Source organism: Undibacterium sp. Di26W (genome assembly GCF_049340265.1).
GTDB lineage: Bacteria > Pseudomonadota > Gammaproteobacteria > Burkholderiales > Burkholderiaceae_D > Undibacterium.
Genome location: NZ_JBMPOR010000011.1, coordinates 23,903 through 43,406 on the forward strand (window position 1 = coordinate 23,903; position 19,504 = coordinate 43,406).

The window sequence follows — 19,504 nt, forward strand, 5'->3', positions numbered from 1 at the left end:
ATCATGTGACTTTGTTGTTTTCATGTTTGTTTCAGGCGGAAATGGCCAGGGAAAACGCGGCCAACATTGTCTTTATAACATCTTCATCAGCGGATATGCCCACATTCCTGACCTGCAAACTGGCCCGTGCCAGGTTCATCTCAAGCATGGGCGTCCTCAGATTCACATATATGTTCTGCAAATCCTCACTCCCATGCAAATCAAGATAAAAGTCCCCAGCTTGAAATTCAACGATATCATCAGGCAGGCTCAATGCAGGCAATTGCAGGAATTTGCATGTCCAGGATCTCGCATACCGGAAATCGTGGTCGTCGTGCACAACGGTTTCTATCCGCAAGTCAGGCCTGCTCAGCATCAATTGTTCCAACAAGGGTTTTAGCACTGGCGGGACCGGCGCCCCTTGCTTGCACCATGGGCTGACATCCACCATGATCAGGCGCTTGCCAGATCGTCTTTGCTGGGTCACTAGACAGCGTGCAAGCTCTGGCAAGTCGTCGGCCAAAGAAGCCGACAAAGGCGTGATGTTGGCAATCGCATCCAGGCTACGGTGCAAGCGGGCAGAGGGTTCGTTTTCGGCAAACCATTCTATGGCGTCAAAGTATTTTTCCGCAATCAGGGCTGGTGCATGCTGTGTCTGTAGCATGGTGCGCGCAGCATGTCCCATCACTTGCCGGCCAGAGGCATCTTGCCGGACTTGCTCGATGGCACGCAAGAGTTCAGCCGGTTCAAAATCATCCGCAATGGATACCACGCAGTCCTGCGGCAATTCTGCCATGGAACCATTACGGTTCACGATGACGGGCAAGCCATATGCCATGCATTCAAGCACGGCTGCCGATGTTTCACCACGCGAATAGGTACGCAATTGAACCGCCACATCAGCCGCTTGCAAATACTGGCTGTAGATGGATGGTTCAATAAATCCGGTAATACTGATGCGACCGACAGCCGCACATTGCTGGATATCTTTTTGCAGTTTTGCACCGTAACTGCCAGTATCATTTTTACCCACGAAAACCAGATGGCAACGCGCATCACCAGCGAATGAAGAAGCCAGCCAGGTCTCCAGCAATACCTGATTCAGTTTGGTGGCACCGAGCATGCCGAAGGAACAGATGACAAAATCATCTTCCTTCAATCCCAATGCTTCACGCGCCGTGCGCTTATCCAGTTGTATGGGTATTTTGCGCAGAAGAGCCACCTGCTTCCAGTGCGCGGTTTGTTGCGCCGTTCCCCAGAAGCGCCCCAATTCCATGGCATGCGCAGAATGCACGATGACGCCTTCCGCCATGTCCAGCAAGCCGCCACTGCACGGAAATTTCCGGATCAAGGCAAGGTCATCCCCGGCATCACGTCGCTCCAGCAATCCGGCATACGCATGTGACTGATACATGTGCGAAGTCCAGATCCCCGGTATCTGCTTGCTCAGTTCCAGATGCGCCAGCGAATCACCCAAAAAGTAATCATGCAATACCATCACCCCAGGATGATCTGAAAACAGGGGGTACATGAAGGCATGCGCTGGCGAATTGCCAAAATGGTAGACGCTACGGTCAAACTCATCGGCATGCCGGGCGAACCAGTTGGTATCACGGATACGGAAATTGGCGTTGAGCCAGGGTGATGCAACTTCATCCTGATCGCAAATCAGGGTGATGTCGTAATAGTCAGCCAGCTCCGGTAATAAGTCGGCACTGTAATTGGCAATTCCTGTAGCCAAAGGCGGTAGCGGTGAAATATAGGCGAGTCTTGGCTTGGCCCGGTGCGAGGTCAGCGTCACTTTTGTGCTGGCGATTTCATTCTGCCTGGCATGACTGTACTGTATCGCTTCAATGGCTTTTTTGGCTGACGCATCCCAGGAAAATTTCTTTGCCTGAATCAAACCACGCTGGCGCAGCTGATCTGCAAATGCCGGATTTTGCAGCACCTCTGCCATCTTGCCGGCAATAGATTTGATATCTCTGGGATTAAATAAAGCCTCGGGACAACCAAGTACTTCAGGCAGGCTACTGGCATTCGAGGCAATCACCGGTGCACCACAAGACATGGCTTCCAAAGCGGGTAAACCAAAACCCTCATGCCATGAGGGAAATACAAATAATGCGCAAGCCTGATAGAGCAGGGGCAAATCCGCATCCGGCACAAAACCCGTCAATACCACGTCATCTTCAGCCAGCCCCAGTTTACGTGCCAATGCTCCCAAACGCTGGCGCACGGTATCCTGCACGCTGCAGACTATCGCCAGTTGGTATTGTTGACGCAGGGCGACAGGCAATTCTGCATAGGCAGCAATCAGGCCTTCAATATTTTTGCGTATGTCTATGCCACCGGTATACATGATAAAACTACGCTGCAGACCGTAACGTTTGCGTAAATCCGCCTTGGCGCTGAGCGCTTCCTGCGTACCCATGCATAACTGAAAATCTTCGGCCACCGCTGATGAGATGCTCACTACACGCTCGGGCGGCAGTTGCAGTAATTCGATCCCTTCCTGCCTCGAAAAATCAGAGATCGCCAGTAACAGATCAGCCCTCTTCAGGCTGGCCAGTTTGCGGTAATACCATGCGCGTTGAGATGGCTGCTGCAAGTATTGCTTCTCATACACCAGCGGTATCAGGTCATACAAAGTGACGGCTGTCGCCAGACGCTCGTCTGTCAAACCGACACTGGAGACAGCATCATCACCCGAGCCTTCAAACAGACTGGTCACATGGACAAAATCAGGTCGTATGCTGGCCAAGGCATGTTCCCTGACCAATTCTGCCGTACGGTTACGCCAATAATTGTCCGGTACCAGTTCGGCAACAGGGGCCGGGGTACGCCAGGTGACTATTCGCTCACTAGGTACAAGTTCAGCAAAAATGTTTCTTAAGGGTTGTATCGTTTCAGGAAACAGGCCACTCAACATCAGCCATATTTCATGTTGCCCGGCGTTGCTGGCCATGGCCTTGGCCAAGGCAAGAGAATAACGGCCTATGCCGCGATCACGACTACCAGTGGATTGACAAGCTTGTAAATCTATCAGAATACGCATAACGAATGGTGCTCACTATTCCATATGTTTGTTGTGTTTTATTCGATTTTGCAGCTCGCACAATACTTTCCTTCCCTCGACCCCGAGTCGCTCCGTGCTGGTATGTTTGACCTGAGCCGGACCAACTACCGCAGGACGAGCCCTGGCTTTCTTGATCAAAATCTTGATATCCAGATACAATTTCTGCCAACCGCCACGCTTGAGCAGTTGAAACACCATTCGCAGCGGAGCAGTGATTTTCCAGGATGAACTGGCATACACCGCCTTGAGCTCTGCACGCAATTGATCTTCATTCATGGTCATAAGCAATCTAAAATCGTACCCAAATAGCTCGCCAGTATAAACCATCAACCCGCGGCTCCACTCAAGTTCACACGTTAGGCTAGCATCTGGTATGCTTTTTCACTTCCCATCTGGAGCCCACACTCATCATGACCAAAATCATCTCCGCCAATCTGAATGGCATACGTTCAGCCGCAAAAAAAGGGTTTTTTGAATGGATGGAAAAAGAAAAGCCGGATGTTGTCTGCGTACAGGAGCTGAAAGCCCAGGAAGCAGACATGACACCGGACTTTTTGAATCCCCATGCTTATCACGGTCATTTCCACTATGCGGAAAAAAAAGGGTATTCGGGCGTGGGTGTCTACAGTAAAAAACAACCAGATACGGTCGCCATCGGTTTTGGCTGCCCGGAATTCGATGCCGAAGGCCGTTATGTGCGTTGCGATTTTGGAAAATTGTCGGTGATTTCCCTATATTGCCCTTCCGGTTCGTCGTCGCCAGAAAGGCAGGAGGCCAAATTCCGCTTCATGGATGCCTTCTTCCCACACCTGCAGGCATTGATAGCCGAAGGCAGAGAAATCATTATCTGTGGTGACTGGAATATCGCTCACAAGGAAATCGACTTAAAGAACTGGAAAAGCAATCAAAAGAATTCCGGCTTCCTGCCAGAAGAGCGCGCCTGGATGACACGCCTGTTTGACGAACAAGGCTGGCTGGATGTGTACCGCCACCTGCACCCCGAAACCACCGGCGACGCCTATACCTGGTGGAGCAATCGTGGACAGGCCTGGGCAAACAACGTCGGTTGGCGTATCGATTACCACGTTGCCACTGGCGGCATAGGGAAAAAAGCACACTCTGCATCCATCTATAAAGAACAGCGTTTTTCCGATCATGCCCCCTTGATCATCCATTACAAATAAGCCGGCACTGAGCACTGTGGCGACTCCAGTCACTCCAGTCACTGCCTGGTAACCGTACCGGGCAGTGATTTATACCATCAAGGCTTGGTGACACTGCCTGCCACGCGCTTGACACGGTCACGCCTGACTTCACCCAACTGGCTGCCTTGCTCACGCACATAAGCTTCAAAAGCTTCCATGTCGCGACCAATAATTTCGCGGTCCTTGCCCTGCTTCAGTAGGGTAAAGCCGTCACCACCATCTGCCAGGAAGCTGTTCACCACCACCAGGTACTGCTGATTCATATCCAGCGGCTTGCCCTTGATCAGCACATTGCTGATACGCTTTTCTGCTGCGGCTTGCGGGTCCCAGCTATAGGTGATGGTATGGGATACAAACAGTTTCTTCGGGTCGTCGATGCTGCGGCCTTCCCACTGCTGCTGTAACAAACCCAGCACCTGGGAACCGCTGAGACGCATGCGTACCAGATTATTACCAAAGGGCTGGGCAGCATACAGGTCACCGTAATTGATGGCGACTGGTCCTTGCGATTTGCCGGATGGCACATCACTGCGTATCCCGCCTGCATTCATGAATGCCATATCGCCCCCGCCCTCGCCCCCACCCATATGCTGCGCATGGTGCAACTGGGCATCGGCGATGATGTTACCCAGACTGCTGTCAAATGCGCCGCCCTCGCTGGCGCGCAACAAAGGTGCATTCAGACTCACGATCGGACGCAGACGCAGGCCGGCAGTCTGGTTCGCCACCAGGTCCACCAGCGCCTGTGCGCCCGGGTCCGGCTTCAGTACCTGCTGATCAATAAGATGATTCACCGCCACTGCCTTGATCACCGTGTTGCTGTTGCGGTCTATCGTCAGCGTCGATTCTGTCAAGAACGAACCATAACTGCGCCCCTGCACCACCAGTCGCCCATCGATCTTGCAGGTATAGCCCTGATGCGAATGGCCTGACACCACCAGGCTAATAGCCTTGTCCAGCTTTTTGCTGATCTCTATGATAGGACCTTGCAAGCCCTCGCAACGATAGGTCGGATCGGTTTCTGCGCCCTTGTAGGTAGCACCTTCATGTATCAATACCACGATCGCGGCGACACCCTGTTTTTGCAGCTCCGGCACGTAGCGGTTAATGGCGGTAGCTTCATCTTCAAAGCGCAGATGCTTGACAGCATCACCCGCCACCAGATTTGGCACGTCGGAAGTCACGGCACCGATGAAACCGACTTTCACTTCACCCACCTGCCGGATCATATAGGGTGTCAGCCACGGCGTACTACTACCCTGCTCGTATACGTTCGCGCCCAGATAGCTAAAACGGGCACCGCTGAATTCCTGATAAGCACAACCGGCAGCCGGGCAGTTGCCATTGATCTTGCGCATCAGGTCGGCAGTACCATTGTCAAACTCATGATTACCCACAGCGGTGGCAGACAGATCCAGCCGGTTCATGGCCTCGATCACTGGTTCATCCTTCATCAGGGCAGAACCCATAGGTGAAGCACCGATCAGGTCACCACCGCCCACCAGTATGCTGTTGGTAACAGCCTTGCGTCGCTCACTGAGCTTGCTGCTGAGGTAGGCATATCCACCGGCCGGAACCGAGATTTTTCCACCCGGATGTGCCGGGTCGATCTTGGTTGCCATATACGGTACGGGTTGGCTGGCTTGCAGATTGCCGTGAAAATCGTTGATGCTGAAAATGGTGATGTCTATAGTAGCGCTCTTGCTGGCCATGTCGGTACTGGCACAGGCTGCCAGCAAACTGCTGGCGAGTAGCACGGAAATATGTTTAAGCTTTTGCATAAAAACGATTCTTGAATTCAAAAGAAAAAACCCGCAACAAGAAAGCTTGTTGCGGGCCCAAAACAATCTAGCTGCCGTGAGATTGCGAGTTCACAGCATTATGCCAACCTATCAGAAATCGGCGGATAGAGTGACAGATGTGAAACGTGGCGAACCCAGATAGTAGAACGCGGTACTAGCGCTAACACCATTAATTGCCTTGGTATTAAGGATAGTGGCGGAACTAGGATTACGATATTGCTCGTTGAATATGTTGCTCACATTAAAACGCACGGTAGGCTTCTTCATCATGCCCCAATTTGGGAATTGATAACCGGCATCAAAATCCACTACGTGGTAGCCAGGGACAAGTTCATCATTCATCAAACTTGCATACTGCGCACTAGTATGTTTGAACTTGAGGCGACTATAGAATGCACCTGTTTCATATTGCGCACTCAAACCATATTTCCAATTTGGTGTCAGAGCAAATTCATTGCCAGATGTTGGCAAGAAAGACGTTTTACTGAAAACAATATTATCTTTGACTTTACTTTGTGTATAGCTGACCGAACCGTAGAATGACAAACCATTAATAGGCTTGTTACCTAATTCAATTTCCATCCCGCGCATGGACACTGCACCTACGTTGGTATAGATACTCTTGTCAGCGATAGGATCGTAAGCATTACCCTGGCGGTTTTTGAAATCAACATTGAAAACGTCAACTTGAGCAGTCAATACATCACTTTGATGACGGTAACCAACGTCCAGGTTCCATGCTGTTTCTTCTTTCAGATTGCCGGTAATCGTGGCTACACCATTCACGAACTGTACATTGTTGCTAGTAGGCGCAAACGCAAAGTTAGGCGGGGCTTTCATGTTTTTAGCCAGACTTGCATACAACTGATTGGTATTGTCGATCTGGTACTTGATACCCAGTTGTGGCAACAAATCGCTGTATGTCTGCTGCACATTGTATGTCGTCGTGTAAGTGGGTAGCGTGCCGCCTTCATTCGCATAGTTGGTGAAGTCACGTTTGACATGGGGCGAACGCACACCAACATTGATGGACATTTTATTGTTCAGCAAACTGATGGTGTCTTGCAGGAAGAACTGCCATGCAGTACTGATGGTTTTCCAGTCACGAGCTTCATATCGTGTGCCATCTGGACGCAAAATGATGCCGTCACGCAGCCAGAAATCCGCAGGATTGCCAGAAGCGTCGACCGGTACGATAGGGCTAGTTTGACGATGTGTCGCCTGTTCAAACCAGAAACCGCCGAGGATAGTGTGGTTGTCCATCGTGTGGCTGATGGATGCAGTGATACCAGGGCGCTGTGTACGTGTGACACTGCTGCCAGCCATGATGATTTTGTCGAGAGTATCGCCATCACCATTCAGATCAACAGTACCTGTCAATTTACCCGCGTTCAGGAAGCCATTTTCGGCAACCACTTTTTGCTGCACACCACCTGTACCGTAGCCATACCAGAAATAAGGCAATACCTTCAGATCAGTATTTTCAGCTATACGGAATTGACCTGTTACTGAGGCGATCACGTTCTGGAATGGATTGGTAGCCAATTTGTAATATTGCGGGCTAGGACCAGTTTCTACCTGGGGTGGTTGTCCGTTTACCGGGGTTAAATGGCCTGGGGTAAAAGTGGAACCGAAATCATAGTTGTAACCAAACTGGTTCAACTGGGCCAAACTTAGGGTGCCGATGTTATTGTTAACTGCACTATTAACCAATATGTTGCCGTTAATGTAATTAAAACGATCGAAATCTATACGACCACCCAGATCAACGTGATTACGTTGAGCCTGGCCTTCACCCTTCCATTTGTCGGAACGGGCATGAGATGCAGAGATGAAGAAGCGGGCTTTGCTTTCGCCAATCAAACCTGTGTCATAACGCAGGAAAGATTTGTACATCTTCAGGCCACCAAATGTCTGCATGACACGGATGCGGCTTTCTTTTTCTGGTTCACATGTAGTAATACCAATATTACCGCCGGTTGCACCTACGTGAGGAGAGTCAACATCAGTAGAGCCTTGGGTAACAAAGTTGGAACAGGTATTTTCCTGATCCACAAATTCTTGCGGGAAAACCGAGAAGCTACCGGAGTCATTGACGGGTACACCGTTAACAGTAAAACCAATCTGGTCACTGTTAAAGCCACGCAATGTCAAACCACCACCAAACAAACCTGTAGCGTCATAGTTGTATGAGTTCACCGCAGGCAACAGATCCAACGCCTGGTATGCGTTGCCGGTTGGACGTTGTTTGATCAACTCCTCACGGGTAACAGTACTACGTGCTTTTGGTGCGTCTTCATCCACCATCAAACCAGTACCAACTTTACGGCCGGTAATGGTAACGCGCTTGGCGTCCGCACTTTCTGTCGATTCAGCAGTTTGTTTGACTTCTACTGTTTGTGCGTAAGCAGAGGACATGCTCAGGCATGCCAGTTGGCATGCGATCGCTACCATCGACAAACGCGATGGAAATATGGACGATTTGTTAGATTGTTTCATTGAAGCTCCCGAATCATTTTACAAATGGAAATTAAAATTAGTGCAAAACCCCGTTCATCATCTCAAGCCATCACAACTGCCTGATGACATCCCCTACACAGCTTGTTTTTTGCCAAATTTCTTGGCTTTTTTTTGTAACTGGTTGTAATTCCACAACACACATCTGCCATTACATGTCACATTAGAAATATCCTACGGCCATATCAGGCCGCGCAAACGATTGCTTTTTTGAGAAAATAAATAATCTCGAACGGCGCAAACGATTGCTATTTCCAAACAAAAAACAGACGGACTTATTACAGTGCGTCTATCCCCTAATGACATCTTTTAAACTTGAGCAAATGCCTGGGCAGATGATCTGTTAATTAGATATTTTGATATGTGAAAATAGTCTATCACATAAAATTTTGAACTAGCAGAGTGTCACATCCAATTATGAAAGGATGATGACAAAGTGGTTTTGGCGGCAATAAACTGTCACAATTGCGCCACAAGTTATCGTTGCAGCAACGTTATTTGCCAGTTTTGTGCTTATTTTGCCGAATATAGAACGGGCGCGATGCCCTTCACATTGGTTTGATACGGTGGCAGCGAACTAATGCTGACGCCTTTGGCATGTGCATACAAAGGCATGACTTCGGGCAAATGGCGCTGGATTTCGGCAATACGGGCGGTACCCGCAGGGTGGGTAGACAGCCACTGCGGCGGCGCACCTTTGCTGACCATGCCCATTTTTTGCCACAAGGCAACGCCAGCACGCGGATCATAGCCGGCACGTGCCGCAATATCTAAGCCGACCACGTCCGCCTCGGTTTCATCCCCACGGGAAAATTTTAGCATGCTGACTTTGGCAACCCCGCTGGCTACCCCACCTGCCAGGTTGGGGTCATAGCCTTTGGCACCTGCCCACATTTCAACGATACGGACACCGACATTGGCGATATTTGCCGTACCGGCTCTTTCGGCACCATGCTCACGCAGTGCATGGGCGATTTCATGCCCCATGACGATGGCGACTTCATCATCGGTGAGTTTCAGGCTATCAAGAATGCCTGTATAAAACGCAATCTTCCCGCCCGGCATGCAATAGGCATTGATTTGCTTGGAACCAATCAGATTGACTTCCCATTTCCATTGTTTGGAACGTTCATTCCACTTCAGCGCGTAAGGAATCAATTTATTGGCAATAGCGCGCAGGCGTATCACCTGGGGATTATCATCCGGTCCAAGCGCGCGCTGCTTTTGCGCCTGTTGCATGGTCTGCGCATACTGGGCAGCCGCCTGATTTTCCAGCGCACCGGTAGGAGCAAACGAGCGCAAGATGGACATGTTGCCCACTTTGACACCATCCTGGCTAGCATTGTTTTGGGCATGGCCAAGGCTGGCAACGCCAAACAAGCTGGAAAATACGAGGGCAAGGCAAGTCAGTTTCATGGCAGCAGACAGTCGTTGAAGGTACACAATCTCATTGCAGGAAATGGTAGCAGTTGCGGTCATTTAAAGGGGGTGATTCTTTGAAAAAGATTCTTTCATCACATCCCCTGATTTTACCAACACCTTTACCGTCACTTCTTGCGCAGGCGGAACACCGCCAGGCTGCCACGCCAGTTGGGCAGCCAGGTCACCAGCTTGCCTTCATGCAGGGCGACGCATTCCAGCACTTCCAGCCCGACTTCATTGGCCAGGTCATAAAAATCATAAATCGTCGCACAGCGTACATTGGGCGTGTCATACCACTGATACGGCAAGGATTTGGATACCGGCATCTTGCCCTGCAACAGCGCGGTACGATGTGGCCAGTAACCAAAATTGGGAAAAGAAACAATCGCTTCGCGCCCCACCCTGGCGATGTCCCTGAGCAGTGGTTCCACATGTTTCATCATCTGTAGCGAAGACAGGCACAGCACGGTATCAAAGGCATCGTCGCCAAACATGTCGAGGCCATTTTCCATGTCCTGCTGGATCACATTGACGCCGCGCCGGGCACAATCAAGCACCTTGTCGTCAGCGATTTCTATGCCATAGCCAGTGCATAGTTTGTCGGATTGCAGATAGTCGAGCATGACACCGTCGCCACAACCGACATCCAGCACTTGTGCCTGTTGCTTGATCCAGTGCGCGATAAAAGCCAGGTCAGGGCGCAGATGGCTTAATTCGGAAAAGTTCATGCTGCCACTCCCTGCAATTCTGCATCAATGCGTTGGTAATAGGCGGCCACCAGATTCAGGTAACGCGGGTCGTCCAGCAAGAAGGCATCATGGCCGTGCGGCGCATCAATTTCTGCATAACTGACGGTTCGTTTGTTACTGACCAGGGCCTTGACGATTTCACGGCTGCGCTCCGGCGAAAAGCGCCAGTCAGTCGTGAAAGAAGCCAGCAGGAACTTGGCCTTGGTCTGCGCCAGCGCCCTGGCCAGATCACCGCCGGTATGACGGGCAGGGTCAAAATAATCGAGTGCCTTGGTAATCAGCAAATAGGTATTTGCATCGAAATAATCCGAGAATTTATCACCCTGATAGCGCAGGTAAGATTCAATTTCAAAGTCCACACCAAAACCAAACTGATAGTCGCCGCCCTTCAGGTCACGGCCAAATTTTTCTGCCATGTCGTCATCAGACAAATAGGTGATATGACCTATCATGCGCGCTACCCGCAAGCCACGGCGCGGCACCACACCATGAGCATAAAAATCACCACCATGAAAATCGGGATCAGTCAAAATCGCCTGTCTTGCCACATCATTGAAAGCAATATTCTGGGCCGACAATTTGGGGGTGGACGCCACCACCACGCAATGACGCAGACGATCGGGATACAAAATACTCCAGGCCAATGCCTGCATGCCACCGAGCGAGCCACCCATGACGGCAGCAAATTGGACAATCCCAAGACGATCGGCCAGCCTGGCTTGCGCATTGACCCAGTCTTCCACCGTCACGACGGGGAAATCCGCACCATACGGTTTGCCGGTCGCAGGATTGGTATGCATGGGGCCGGTAGAACCAAAACAGGAACCCAGGTTATTCACGCCGATGACAAAAAAACGATTGGTATCGACCGGCTTGCCGGGTCCCACCATATTGTCCCACCAGCCTATATTCTTGGGCTGGTCGGCATACACGCCAGCCACATGGTGTGAAGCATTCAGGGCGTGGCAAACCAGGACGGCATTTGACTTGTCGGCATTCAGGCTGCCATAGGTTTCCACCATCAGGGTATAGCCGGCAATCGAAGTGCCGTTTTGCAAAGCCAAAGGCTCATCGAATTGAAACGCTTGTGGCGTCACAATGCCAACCGATCCAGGTGAGGATGACATACACTCTTCCATCGAGAATCAACTCGTTATTACGTTATCAAAAAAACTCAGGAAGGCTAAAAGAAGGGCTGAATGTGGGAAGGGGGAAAGCTGCATTCAAGCTCGCTTTAGCCGTATTTATCATTCGGAAAACTTCCCGAAACGCGCCCGCAAGCTGATTTTCAAATCGGCGCAATACACTAAGGATAACCAAGTCCGGCGCTGCCGTCAAACCTTCAGCGCCGCACTGGCTGCAGTCCACGAATGTCCACTAATGCAAGGTTGGCAAAGTTGGTGTAATGCTGGCCATCACTGCCAGGGTTTCACGAATGCTTGCGGAATCGTAACTGCGCAATATCTTCTTCACGTGCCCCTGCAAGGCATCCAGCCGGGTGTTCAGAATTTCCTGCTTAATTTCCGGCAACAAGGCGGCAGGCATCGATAATTCGCGGAAACCCATGCCCGTCAGCAAACGGGTCAGCCGTATATCACCGGCCATGCCCCCACAGATGGATACCGGGATACCGGCACGTTCGCCGGCTGTGATAATCATCTGCAACAATTGCAGAATGGCCGGGTGCAGATCGTCATACAAATGCGCAACTTCATGATCAGCGCGGTCAATCGCCAGAGTGTATTGAATCAGGTCATTGGTCCCTACCGACAGGAAATCCAGTTTCTTCACAAACATCGGCAGCGACAAGGCGGCCGCCGGGATTTCTATCATGGCACCAACCGCGATTTTGGCATCAAATTCCTTGCCCTCCTTGTGCAGCTCGGCCTTTGCCTGTTCTATCATCGCCAGTGACTGGTCAATTTCAAAACCATGCGCCATCATCGGTATCAGTATCTTCACCGATCCAAATGCAGAAGCGCGCAAAATCGCCCGCAATTGCGTCAGGAATAATTGTGGCTCTGCCAGGCAATAACGTATCGCCCGCAAACCCAGTGCGGGGTTGAGGATATTGTGGTCGGTGGTATCGAGCGGCTTGTCGGCACCAACATCCAGGGTACGGATAGTGACTGGCCGGCCTTTCATGGCGGTGACTGCCGCGCGATACGCCTCGAATTGCTCTTCTTCAGTCGGCAATTTATGTTCCAGTCCACTGCTTTCCATGAACAGGAATTCGGAACGAAACAGGCCAACGCCACTGGCCCCGGCTTCCAGCGCCGCTGCCGCATCCTGCGGCAATTCGATATTTGCCAGCAAGGTAATTTCGACACCATCCTGGGTAATAGCCGGCGTCTTTTTCAGCTTGCCCAGTTTCTTCCTGGCTTTCATCAGCACCGTCTGACGCTCACGGTATTGTTCCAGTACCAGATTACTTGGGGCGACGATGACCACACCGGCATCACTGTCGATAATCAGCCAGTCATCCTGTTCGATCAGGCGTGACGCATTGCCCATACCAACCACTGCCGGTATTCCCAGGCTGCGCGAAACGATGGCCGTGTGCGAGTTATGTCCACCTTCATCCGTAACAAACCCGGTAAACGCCATATCGCGGAATTGCATCATGTCTGCTGGCGATATGTCCCTGGCGACCACGATCATGTTGGCACTGCGTTCATCAATACCGTCAGAACGGATGGCATTGCCAGCCGTGCCGGTCAATACCTTGAGTACCCGCTCTGCCACCTGCTGGATATCGGCCTTGCGTTCACGCAGATAGTCGTCTTCAATTTCATCAAACTGGGCCGACAATTCATCGATCTGGCTTACCAGTGCCCATTCAGCGTTGTAGTGACGGGTACGGATGATATCCAGCGGTGCTTCGGAAATCATGGGATCTGATAGGATCAATACATGAACGTCGATAAAGGCACCGAGTTCGGTGGGCGCATCTGGCGGTAAATCCGACCAGATGGCCTGTAATTCCTTATGGACCTGGACGATGGCTGCCTGCAGTCTGTGCACTTCGGCTTCGACCTGCTCTTGCCCGACCAGATAATGTTGTACATCCAGGGCCGCTGGCCGCAGTAAATGCGCGCGCCCGATAGCAATACCGCGTGAAACGGGGATGCCTTGCAATGTAAATGATGCCATGCCTTGTCCCCCAAAATTGCAATAGTCCAGGGTGCCAGCCATCATGCAACCCTGTTGTTATTTCTTGTGTGCCTCAAAGGATGAGACATCCATTTATAGGTATATTCAAGAAAGAACAACTTAACAGAATATAGCCAAAGCAACAATGCGGAATATGTTGCCATTTGTTTCATTTACAGCAGTTTTTTCTCCGGGTTCAGTCAGGCATATGCACTGCAAGAACTGGCTAGCTGCGTGCCTGTCGTCGACTGATCAAACCTCGGGCTTCCCCCAACCGCGTGGACAAACTTTGTTTCAAATCTGACGAAGCATCCGCTGCAGCAGCGTCTTATTCACCTTCACCAAACTTGTCATTGACCAGGCTGACTATCGCATCGAAACACGCCTGCTCGTCAGCCCCCTCGGTTTCCAGTAATACTTTGCTACCCTTGCCTGCTGCCAGCATCATCACACCCATGATGGATTTGCCATTCACCCGGCGATTATTGCGGGTCAGCCAGACTTCGGCTTTGAACTTGCTTGCAGTTTGTGTGAACTTGGCTGAAGCACGTGCATGCAGGCCCAGTTTGTTCACAATTTCGATTTCCTGTTGAATCATGCTTTATTTTCCTTCAATTAATTCGGTGAAAGGCGAACGCGGTTATCCAGACGGATGGCACCATTCTGACCACCCGCCAGCGCCATTTCCACCACCACATCCAGCACATCACTACGATAAGTAATCGCCCGCAGCAACATGGGCAGGCTGATGCCGGCAATGATTGCAACCCGGTCAGGATCACCCAGTTGACGGCAACAATTCGAGGGCGTTCCCCCCATGACATCAGTAATCACCAACACACCGGAACCATCATCAAGACGCTGCACGGCTTCACGTGCGAGGCGGTTGACTTCCTCGATGTTCTGGTCAGCGATCACATCAATCGCCTCAAAACGCTCCGGCATGCCACGAAAAACATGGGCTGCGGCCTGCATAAAAGCAGTGCCCAGCGGTGCATGCGTCATCAAAAGTATGCCAACCATATCTATTCAGTTCTTACGGAGTTGCGATCATGTATATCGGGGAAATCTTGTCTATCCGGGTATTCAGCAAAGCGGCCAAAGCGGCATTACCTGCCATTACCCGTCCTTACCTGCCACTAACGGTCACTAATGGTCACCAACAGCGACTTCCATCGCATCGATAAACATAGCAGCAACATTGAATCCCTTTTGCTGGGTAATTTCCTGGAAACAGGTCGGGCTGGTGACATTGATTTCGGTCAGGTTACTGCCAATTACATCTAATCCTACCAGCAACAAGCCTCTTTGATAAAGTTCAGGTGCCAAAGTCTGTGCAATCTCAAGGTCGCGCGCTGACAATTCCTGTGCGACGCCCAGCCCACCGGCAGCCAGATTGCCACGGACCTCGCCATTTTGCGGGATACGTGCGAGCGAAAACGGTACCACTTTGCCACCAATCAGCAATATCCTTTTGTCACCATGGACAATTTCAGGGATATAGCGCTGTACCATGATGGTACGGCTGCCGTTCACGGTCAGTGTCTCTATGACAGAGCCCAGGTTCATGCCATCTTCACGGATACGGAAAATACCGGTGCCACCCATGCCATCCAGCGGCTTCAGGATGATGTCCTGATGTTCACGATGAAAGGCCCGGATTCTTTGCTCGTCGCGCGTTACCAGCGTAGGCGCAGTGAACTGGCTGAACTGCGCAATGCTGAGTTTCTCATTATGATTACGTATCGCTGCCGGTTTGTTGAATACCCTGGCCCCTTGCTGCTCAGCCAGTTCCAGCAGATAGGTGGAATAAATGTATTCCATGTCGAAAGGTGGGTCCTTGCGTTGCAGGATCGCATCGAAGGCATTCAGGGGCAGCGCTTCTGCTGCTTCCAGACGGTACCAGTCATGGCTGTCACCAGTCAGGATGACGCGGCGGATATTCGCGACCACCTTGCCACTTTCCAGCGCCAGATCATCGGGGCCGAATGCATATACCGCATAGCCACGCTTGCCCGCCTCCACCATCATGGCGTAAGTGGAATCTTTATATGTCTTGAACTGCGACAGCGGATCGGTCAGGAAAGCGATTTTCATGGCAATATTCAATATTGGTGACGAATCAGAAATTAGTACACTTCGGGGTTGGGATCAGTCTTTTCCAACTCCAGTGACGCTGCCAGCAAAGCCAGGCGCGCAACCACACCATACATGTAAAAACGATTTGGTGCTGCCGTACCCGGCTTGGCTTTCATGTCCGGCACCGCATGTTGCTGGGCAAAAGCCAGTGGCACAAAATGCATGCCGGGCGCGTTCAGGTTTTCATCGACACCACGGTCTTCATGCACGCGGTAAAAGCCGCCGACGACATAACGGTCTATCATGTACACCACCGGTTCGGCCACCGATTCATTGATCTGTTCAAAGGTGTAGACACCTTCCTGCACGATGACATCCCTGACTTCCATGCCGTCCTTGACGACGGACATCTTGTTGCGCTGCTTGCGATTCAGGTCACGCACTTCGCTGGAATCATGCACGGTCATGATACCCATGCCATAGGTGCCGGCGTCGGCCTTGACGATGACGAAAGGTTTTTCCTTGATACCGTATTCCTTGTATTTTTTGCGTATCTTGGCCAGGATGGTATCCACTGTCGCCACCAGCGTATCTTCGCCGCTGCGGTCGTGGAAATTCACGTCCTTGCACTTGGCAAAATAGGGGTTCAGCATCCAGGGATCAATATCCACCATCTTGGCGAATTTCTTGACCACTTCATCATACGCATGGAAGTGATTACTCTTGCGACGCAAAGCCCAGCCTGCATGCAGGGGCGGCAGCAAGGTTTGTTCGTTGATGTCTTCCAGTATTGCCGGTATGCCTGCTGACAAATCATTGTTCAGCAAGATGGTACAGGGGTCGAAATTTTTCAGGCCCAGGCGACGGCCATTGGCAGAACGTTCCAGCGGTTCCAGCACCAGTTGGCTACCATCCGGCAAATCAATCGGTGTCGGTTCGGTAATATCAGCCGACAGGGAACCCAGGCGTACATTCAGACCGGTCTGGCGGAAGATTTGCATCATGCGTGCAATGTTTTGCAAATAAAACACGTTGCGCGTATGGCTTTCGGGAATCACCAGCAGGTTCTTGGCGTCCGGACAATATTTTTCTATCGCCGCCATCGCCGCCTGTACTGCCAGCGGCAGCATTTCTGATGCCAGATTATTAAAACCGCCCGGGAATAAATTGGTGTCTACCGGTGCCAGTTTAAAACCGGCGTTGCGCAAATCGACGGAACAATAGAAAGGTGGTGTATGTTCCTGCCATTCGAGACGGAACCAGCGTTCAATCGCAGGAGTGGCTTCGAGTATCTTCTTTTCGAGATCGAGCAGGGGGCCGTTGAGAGCGGTGACGAGATGCGGAACCATAATGACCTTTTAGTAGTGCAGGTTTTTTGCCAAATTGACTTGCTTCCATGGTCACATATCCCGCACAACACGTACAGATGACAACAAAAGCCAACGACACCGCGCCAGGCTAATGCCGCACGGTATCGCTGCCTAAGCTTGGGATGAAATGGCCAGAATCAAGTCAGGCTCACCAGATACTGCCAGAAAAAATCCGTCAGGCTCAGCTTGACTCTGCCAGCAAGTTAAAATGCTGTACCACTGGTGCGGAGGCAAAATAAGGGCCAACGATGGCACGCCATTGCGCAAAGGCCAGAGAGTGACGAAAATCTATCGTATGGTTTTCCAGTGTTGCCCAATGAATTATAAGGACATAACGTTCCGGTGACTCTATGCATTTATTGACTTTAAAACCAAGAAAGCCTTTGGCATGCTGTATTACTTCTGCCAGACCACGCTGTATGGCGGCGTCAAACTCAGCCTGTTGCCCATCGTGGATTCGAAGATCGGCGATTTCCAATATCATCATTTACCTTTTAATCATTGAAATTAATAAAATTCTGCCAACATCAAACCAGACCACGATCACTGAGTTCTTTCTTGATGTAGGCATAAAAAACCGGTGCCGCCACTACCCCAGGCACGCCAAACAGGGTTTCCATCACCAGAATGGCGGTCAATAATTCCCAGGCACGGGCATTCACCTGGGCACCAATAATGCGGGCATTCAGGAAATATTCTGCCTTATGTATCACCACCATGAATACCAGTGAAGCGATGGCTACATTCAGTGAATGAGACAAGGCGACAATCACGATCACGGTATTCGAAATGATATTCCCGGCCACCGGTATCAGGCCCGCCACAAAGGTGATGGCAATCATGGTCTTGGTCAGCGGCAAGTGTATGCCCGCCATGGGTAGCACTGCGAACAGATAGATAGCCGTCATTGCCGTATTGATCAAGGATATCTGTACCTGGGCAAAAACGATTTTATGGAAAATCTGGCTCAGGTTGCTGATTCTTTGCAACATGGCAGCGGCAAAGGGTTTGTTATTACGGTCGCCACTGGCATCACGCAAGGCAACCATGCTGCCGATGATCATGCCCAGCAGCAAATGCACGATCAGGTGACCGGCTTCTGGCACCAGTTGCTTCGCTTCGCCAGCGTGTTCGCGCAGCCATTGGGTCATGATAGTTCTTAAATCATCGACATCTTCTGGTAAGTTGGTGCTTACCCACTCCGGCAGTTGACTGCGTGAAGCTTCGATGATGTCCGCGAGTTTTTGTAATAAATTATGCAAGTTGCCGGCATCGCTGCGCAAGAAGACATGCACACCCCAGATCACCACGATGACAGCGACAATCATTACAAATGATAACAATGCCACGGCGATCATGCGCGGCTGGCGGTGTTTAAAGCGCCGCTCTATGGCGGGTGCCATGACGTGTATCAGGGAAAACACCAGCAAGCCGGAAAACAGGGCCACCACCAGGCCGGCTTTCAAGACCAGCAACAAGGCAATGGCCGCCAACACATAAGACGCCCATACCGACGCAGATAACTGGCTGGACACCAGCAAAGATTTGCCTTTCATTTCAGTACCCCGCTCATTCCAGTCATCGCCGCCAGCAACAGGGCCATGGCAGCCAAAGTAGAAATCATGAATCCCATGGAACGCTTACTGGCATCGGCGTAATAGCCAATGGCATACATGCAACGCCCTGCCATCCAGACCAGACCCATGGCTGCCGCCAATTTATCGCCAGCCCAGATTGCGCATAGCCACAACGCTGGAAAGAACAGAACCATTTGCTCCACTGTATTGGCATGCACGCGCAAGACACGCAGAAATTCAGGCGGGCCATCGGTGGCGGGGGCCTTGATCTGAAATTGGGTACGGGCATGGCCGACCTTATAGATTATCCACATATAAAACCCCAGTACCGCGACGGTCAGCCAGGAAGTCCAAAGCAATTGCATACAGTCTCCAATCGGGATCAATACAAATGAGCAAATACGCACACGAAGGCTGCATATGAGGGCAATTAATTAAAGTGCAAGAAGCCCTTTGAAACACACGCTTACACTTTTATGTCTTCTTTTTTTGAGTTCAGACGTTAAATAGAGACTATCACAGGACCAAAGCAAATTCGCCATGACTGTTGATCGACCCCGGCTGCCTTGTGATCA

Annotated in this window: 17 protein-coding genes; 2 read left to right on the forward strand and 15 right to left on the reverse strand. The window is 51.0% G+C overall.

The window, feature by feature from the left end; all coding sequences use genetic code 11:
• Positions 1–31: 31 nt before the first annotated feature.
• Positions 32–3,034, reverse strand: coding sequence for a glycosyltransferase (locus ACO0LM_RS14460; protein ID WP_423037989.1), 3,003 nt, complete (start codon positions 3,032–3,034; stop codon positions 32–34).
• Positions 3,035–3,049: 15 nt separating this feature from the next.
• Positions 3,050–3,331: a hypothetical protein gene (locus tag ACO0LM_RS14465; RefSeq protein ID WP_423037990.1), complete on the reverse strand. Its 282-nt coding sequence runs from the start codon at positions 3,329–3,331 to the stop codon at positions 3,050–3,052.
• A gap of 134 nt (positions 3,332–3,465) precedes the next feature.
• On the opposite strand from ACO0LM_RS14465, the gene ACO0LM_RS14470 reads away from it, so the two are divergent.
• Positions 3,466–4,239, forward strand: coding sequence for an exodeoxyribonuclease III (locus ACO0LM_RS14470; protein WP_423037991.1), 774 nt, complete (start codon positions 3,466–3,468; stop codon positions 4,237–4,239).
• Positions 4,240–4,316: 77 nt separating this feature from the next.
• On the opposite strand, the gene ACO0LM_RS14475 is transcribed toward ACO0LM_RS14470, so the two are convergent.
• Together ACO0LM_RS14475 and ACO0LM_RS14480 are read right to left on the reverse strand one after the other, a co-directional pair.
• Positions 4,317–6,041: a bifunctional metallophosphatase/5'-nucleotidase gene (locus ACO0LM_RS14475; protein WP_423037992.1), complete on the reverse strand. Its 1,725-nt coding sequence runs from the start codon at positions 6,039–6,041 to the stop codon at positions 4,317–4,319.
• A 111-nt stretch (positions 6,042–6,152) separates the two neighbouring features.
• Positions 6,153–8,480, reverse strand: a complete 2,328-nt coding sequence (locus ACO0LM_RS14480) for a TonB-dependent receptor (protein WP_422989818.1) — start codon at positions 8,478–8,480, stop codon at positions 6,153–6,155.
• Between ACO0LM_RS14480 and ACO0LM_RS14485 the strand changes: the two genes are divergently transcribed.
• Entirely contained in the window at positions 8,479–8,709 is a 231-nt protein-coding gene (locus tag ACO0LM_RS14485; RefSeq protein ID WP_422989816.1) for a hypothetical protein, read from the forward strand. The genes ACO0LM_RS14480 and ACO0LM_RS14485 overlap by 2 nt on opposite strands.
• Positions 8,710–9,092: 383 nt before the next feature.
• On the opposite strand, the gene ACO0LM_RS14490 is transcribed toward ACO0LM_RS14485, so the two are convergent.
• The 11 genes from ACO0LM_RS14490 to ACO0LM_RS14540 all read right to left on the reverse strand — a co-directional run bounded on the left by ACO0LM_RS14490 (position 9,093) and on the right by ACO0LM_RS14540 (position 19,294).
• Positions 9,093–10,022 (reverse strand): M48 family metallopeptidase, encoded by a 930-nt coding sequence (locus tag ACO0LM_RS14490; protein WP_423037993.1) that lies wholly within the window; start codon positions 10,020–10,022, stop codon positions 9,093–9,095.
• Between the two features lie 104 nt (positions 10,023–10,126).
• Complete coding sequence (gene metW / locus ACO0LM_RS14495; RefSeq protein WP_422989812.1) at positions 10,127–10,729, reverse strand: methionine biosynthesis protein MetW; 603 nt, start codon at positions 10,727–10,729, stop codon at positions 10,127–10,129.
• Positions 10,726–11,877 carry a homoserine O-succinyltransferase MetX gene (gene metX / locus ACO0LM_RS14500; protein ID WP_423037994.1) on the reverse strand — a complete coding sequence of 384 codons (1,152 nt, stop codon included), beginning with the start codon at positions 11,875–11,877 and terminating at the stop codon, positions 10,726–10,728. The genes metW and metX overlap by 4 nt, the downstream gene beginning before the upstream one ends.
• Before the next feature lie 250 nt (positions 11,878–12,127).
• A complete protein-coding gene (gene ptsP, locus ACO0LM_RS14505; RefSeq protein ID WP_423037995.1) occupies positions 12,128–13,903 on the reverse strand; it encodes a phosphoenolpyruvate--protein phosphotransferase in 1,776 nt (591 codons plus the stop codon).
• Positions 13,904–14,231: 328 nt separating this feature from the next.
• Positions 14,232–14,501: an HPr family phosphocarrier protein gene (locus ACO0LM_RS14510; RefSeq protein ID WP_422989806.1), complete on the reverse strand. Its 270-nt coding sequence runs from the start codon at positions 14,499–14,501 to the stop codon at positions 14,232–14,234.
• A gap of 17 nt (positions 14,502–14,518) precedes the next feature.
• Positions 14,519–14,926, reverse strand: a complete 408-nt coding sequence (locus tag ACO0LM_RS14515; RefSeq protein WP_422989805.1) for a PTS sugar transporter subunit IIA — start codon at positions 14,924–14,926, stop codon at positions 14,519–14,521.
• 126 nt (positions 14,927–15,052) lie between these two features.
• On the reverse strand, positions 15,053–16,000 hold the full coding sequence (gshB, locus tag ACO0LM_RS14520) for a glutathione synthase (RefSeq protein ID WP_423037996.1): 948 nt from the start codon (positions 15,998–16,000) through the stop codon (positions 15,053–15,055).
• Between the two features lie 32 nt (positions 16,001–16,032).
• The gene (gshA, locus tag ACO0LM_RS14525) at positions 16,033–17,331 is read right to left on the reverse strand and encodes a glutamate--cysteine ligase (RefSeq protein WP_423037997.1); all 1,299 of its coding nucleotides are present in this window, start codon (positions 17,329–17,331) and stop codon (positions 16,033–16,035) included.
• A 202-nt stretch (positions 17,332–17,533) separates the two neighbouring features.
• Positions 17,534–17,836, reverse strand: a complete 303-nt coding sequence (locus ACO0LM_RS14530) for an antibiotic biosynthesis monooxygenase family protein (protein WP_423038120.1) — start codon at positions 17,834–17,836, stop codon at positions 17,534–17,536.
• Between the two features lie 43 nt (positions 17,837–17,879).
• Complete coding sequence (locus tag ACO0LM_RS14535; RefSeq protein WP_423037998.1) at positions 17,880–18,908, reverse strand: AI-2E family transporter; 1,029 nt, start codon at positions 18,906–18,908, stop codon at positions 17,880–17,882.
• On the reverse strand, positions 18,905–19,294 hold the full coding sequence (locus ACO0LM_RS14540; protein WP_423037999.1) for an MAPEG family protein: 390 nt from the start codon (positions 19,292–19,294) through the stop codon (positions 18,905–18,907). Before ACO0LM_RS14540 ends, ACO0LM_RS14535 begins: the two co-directional genes overlap by 4 nt.
• Positions 19,295–19,504: the final 210 nt, after the last annotated feature.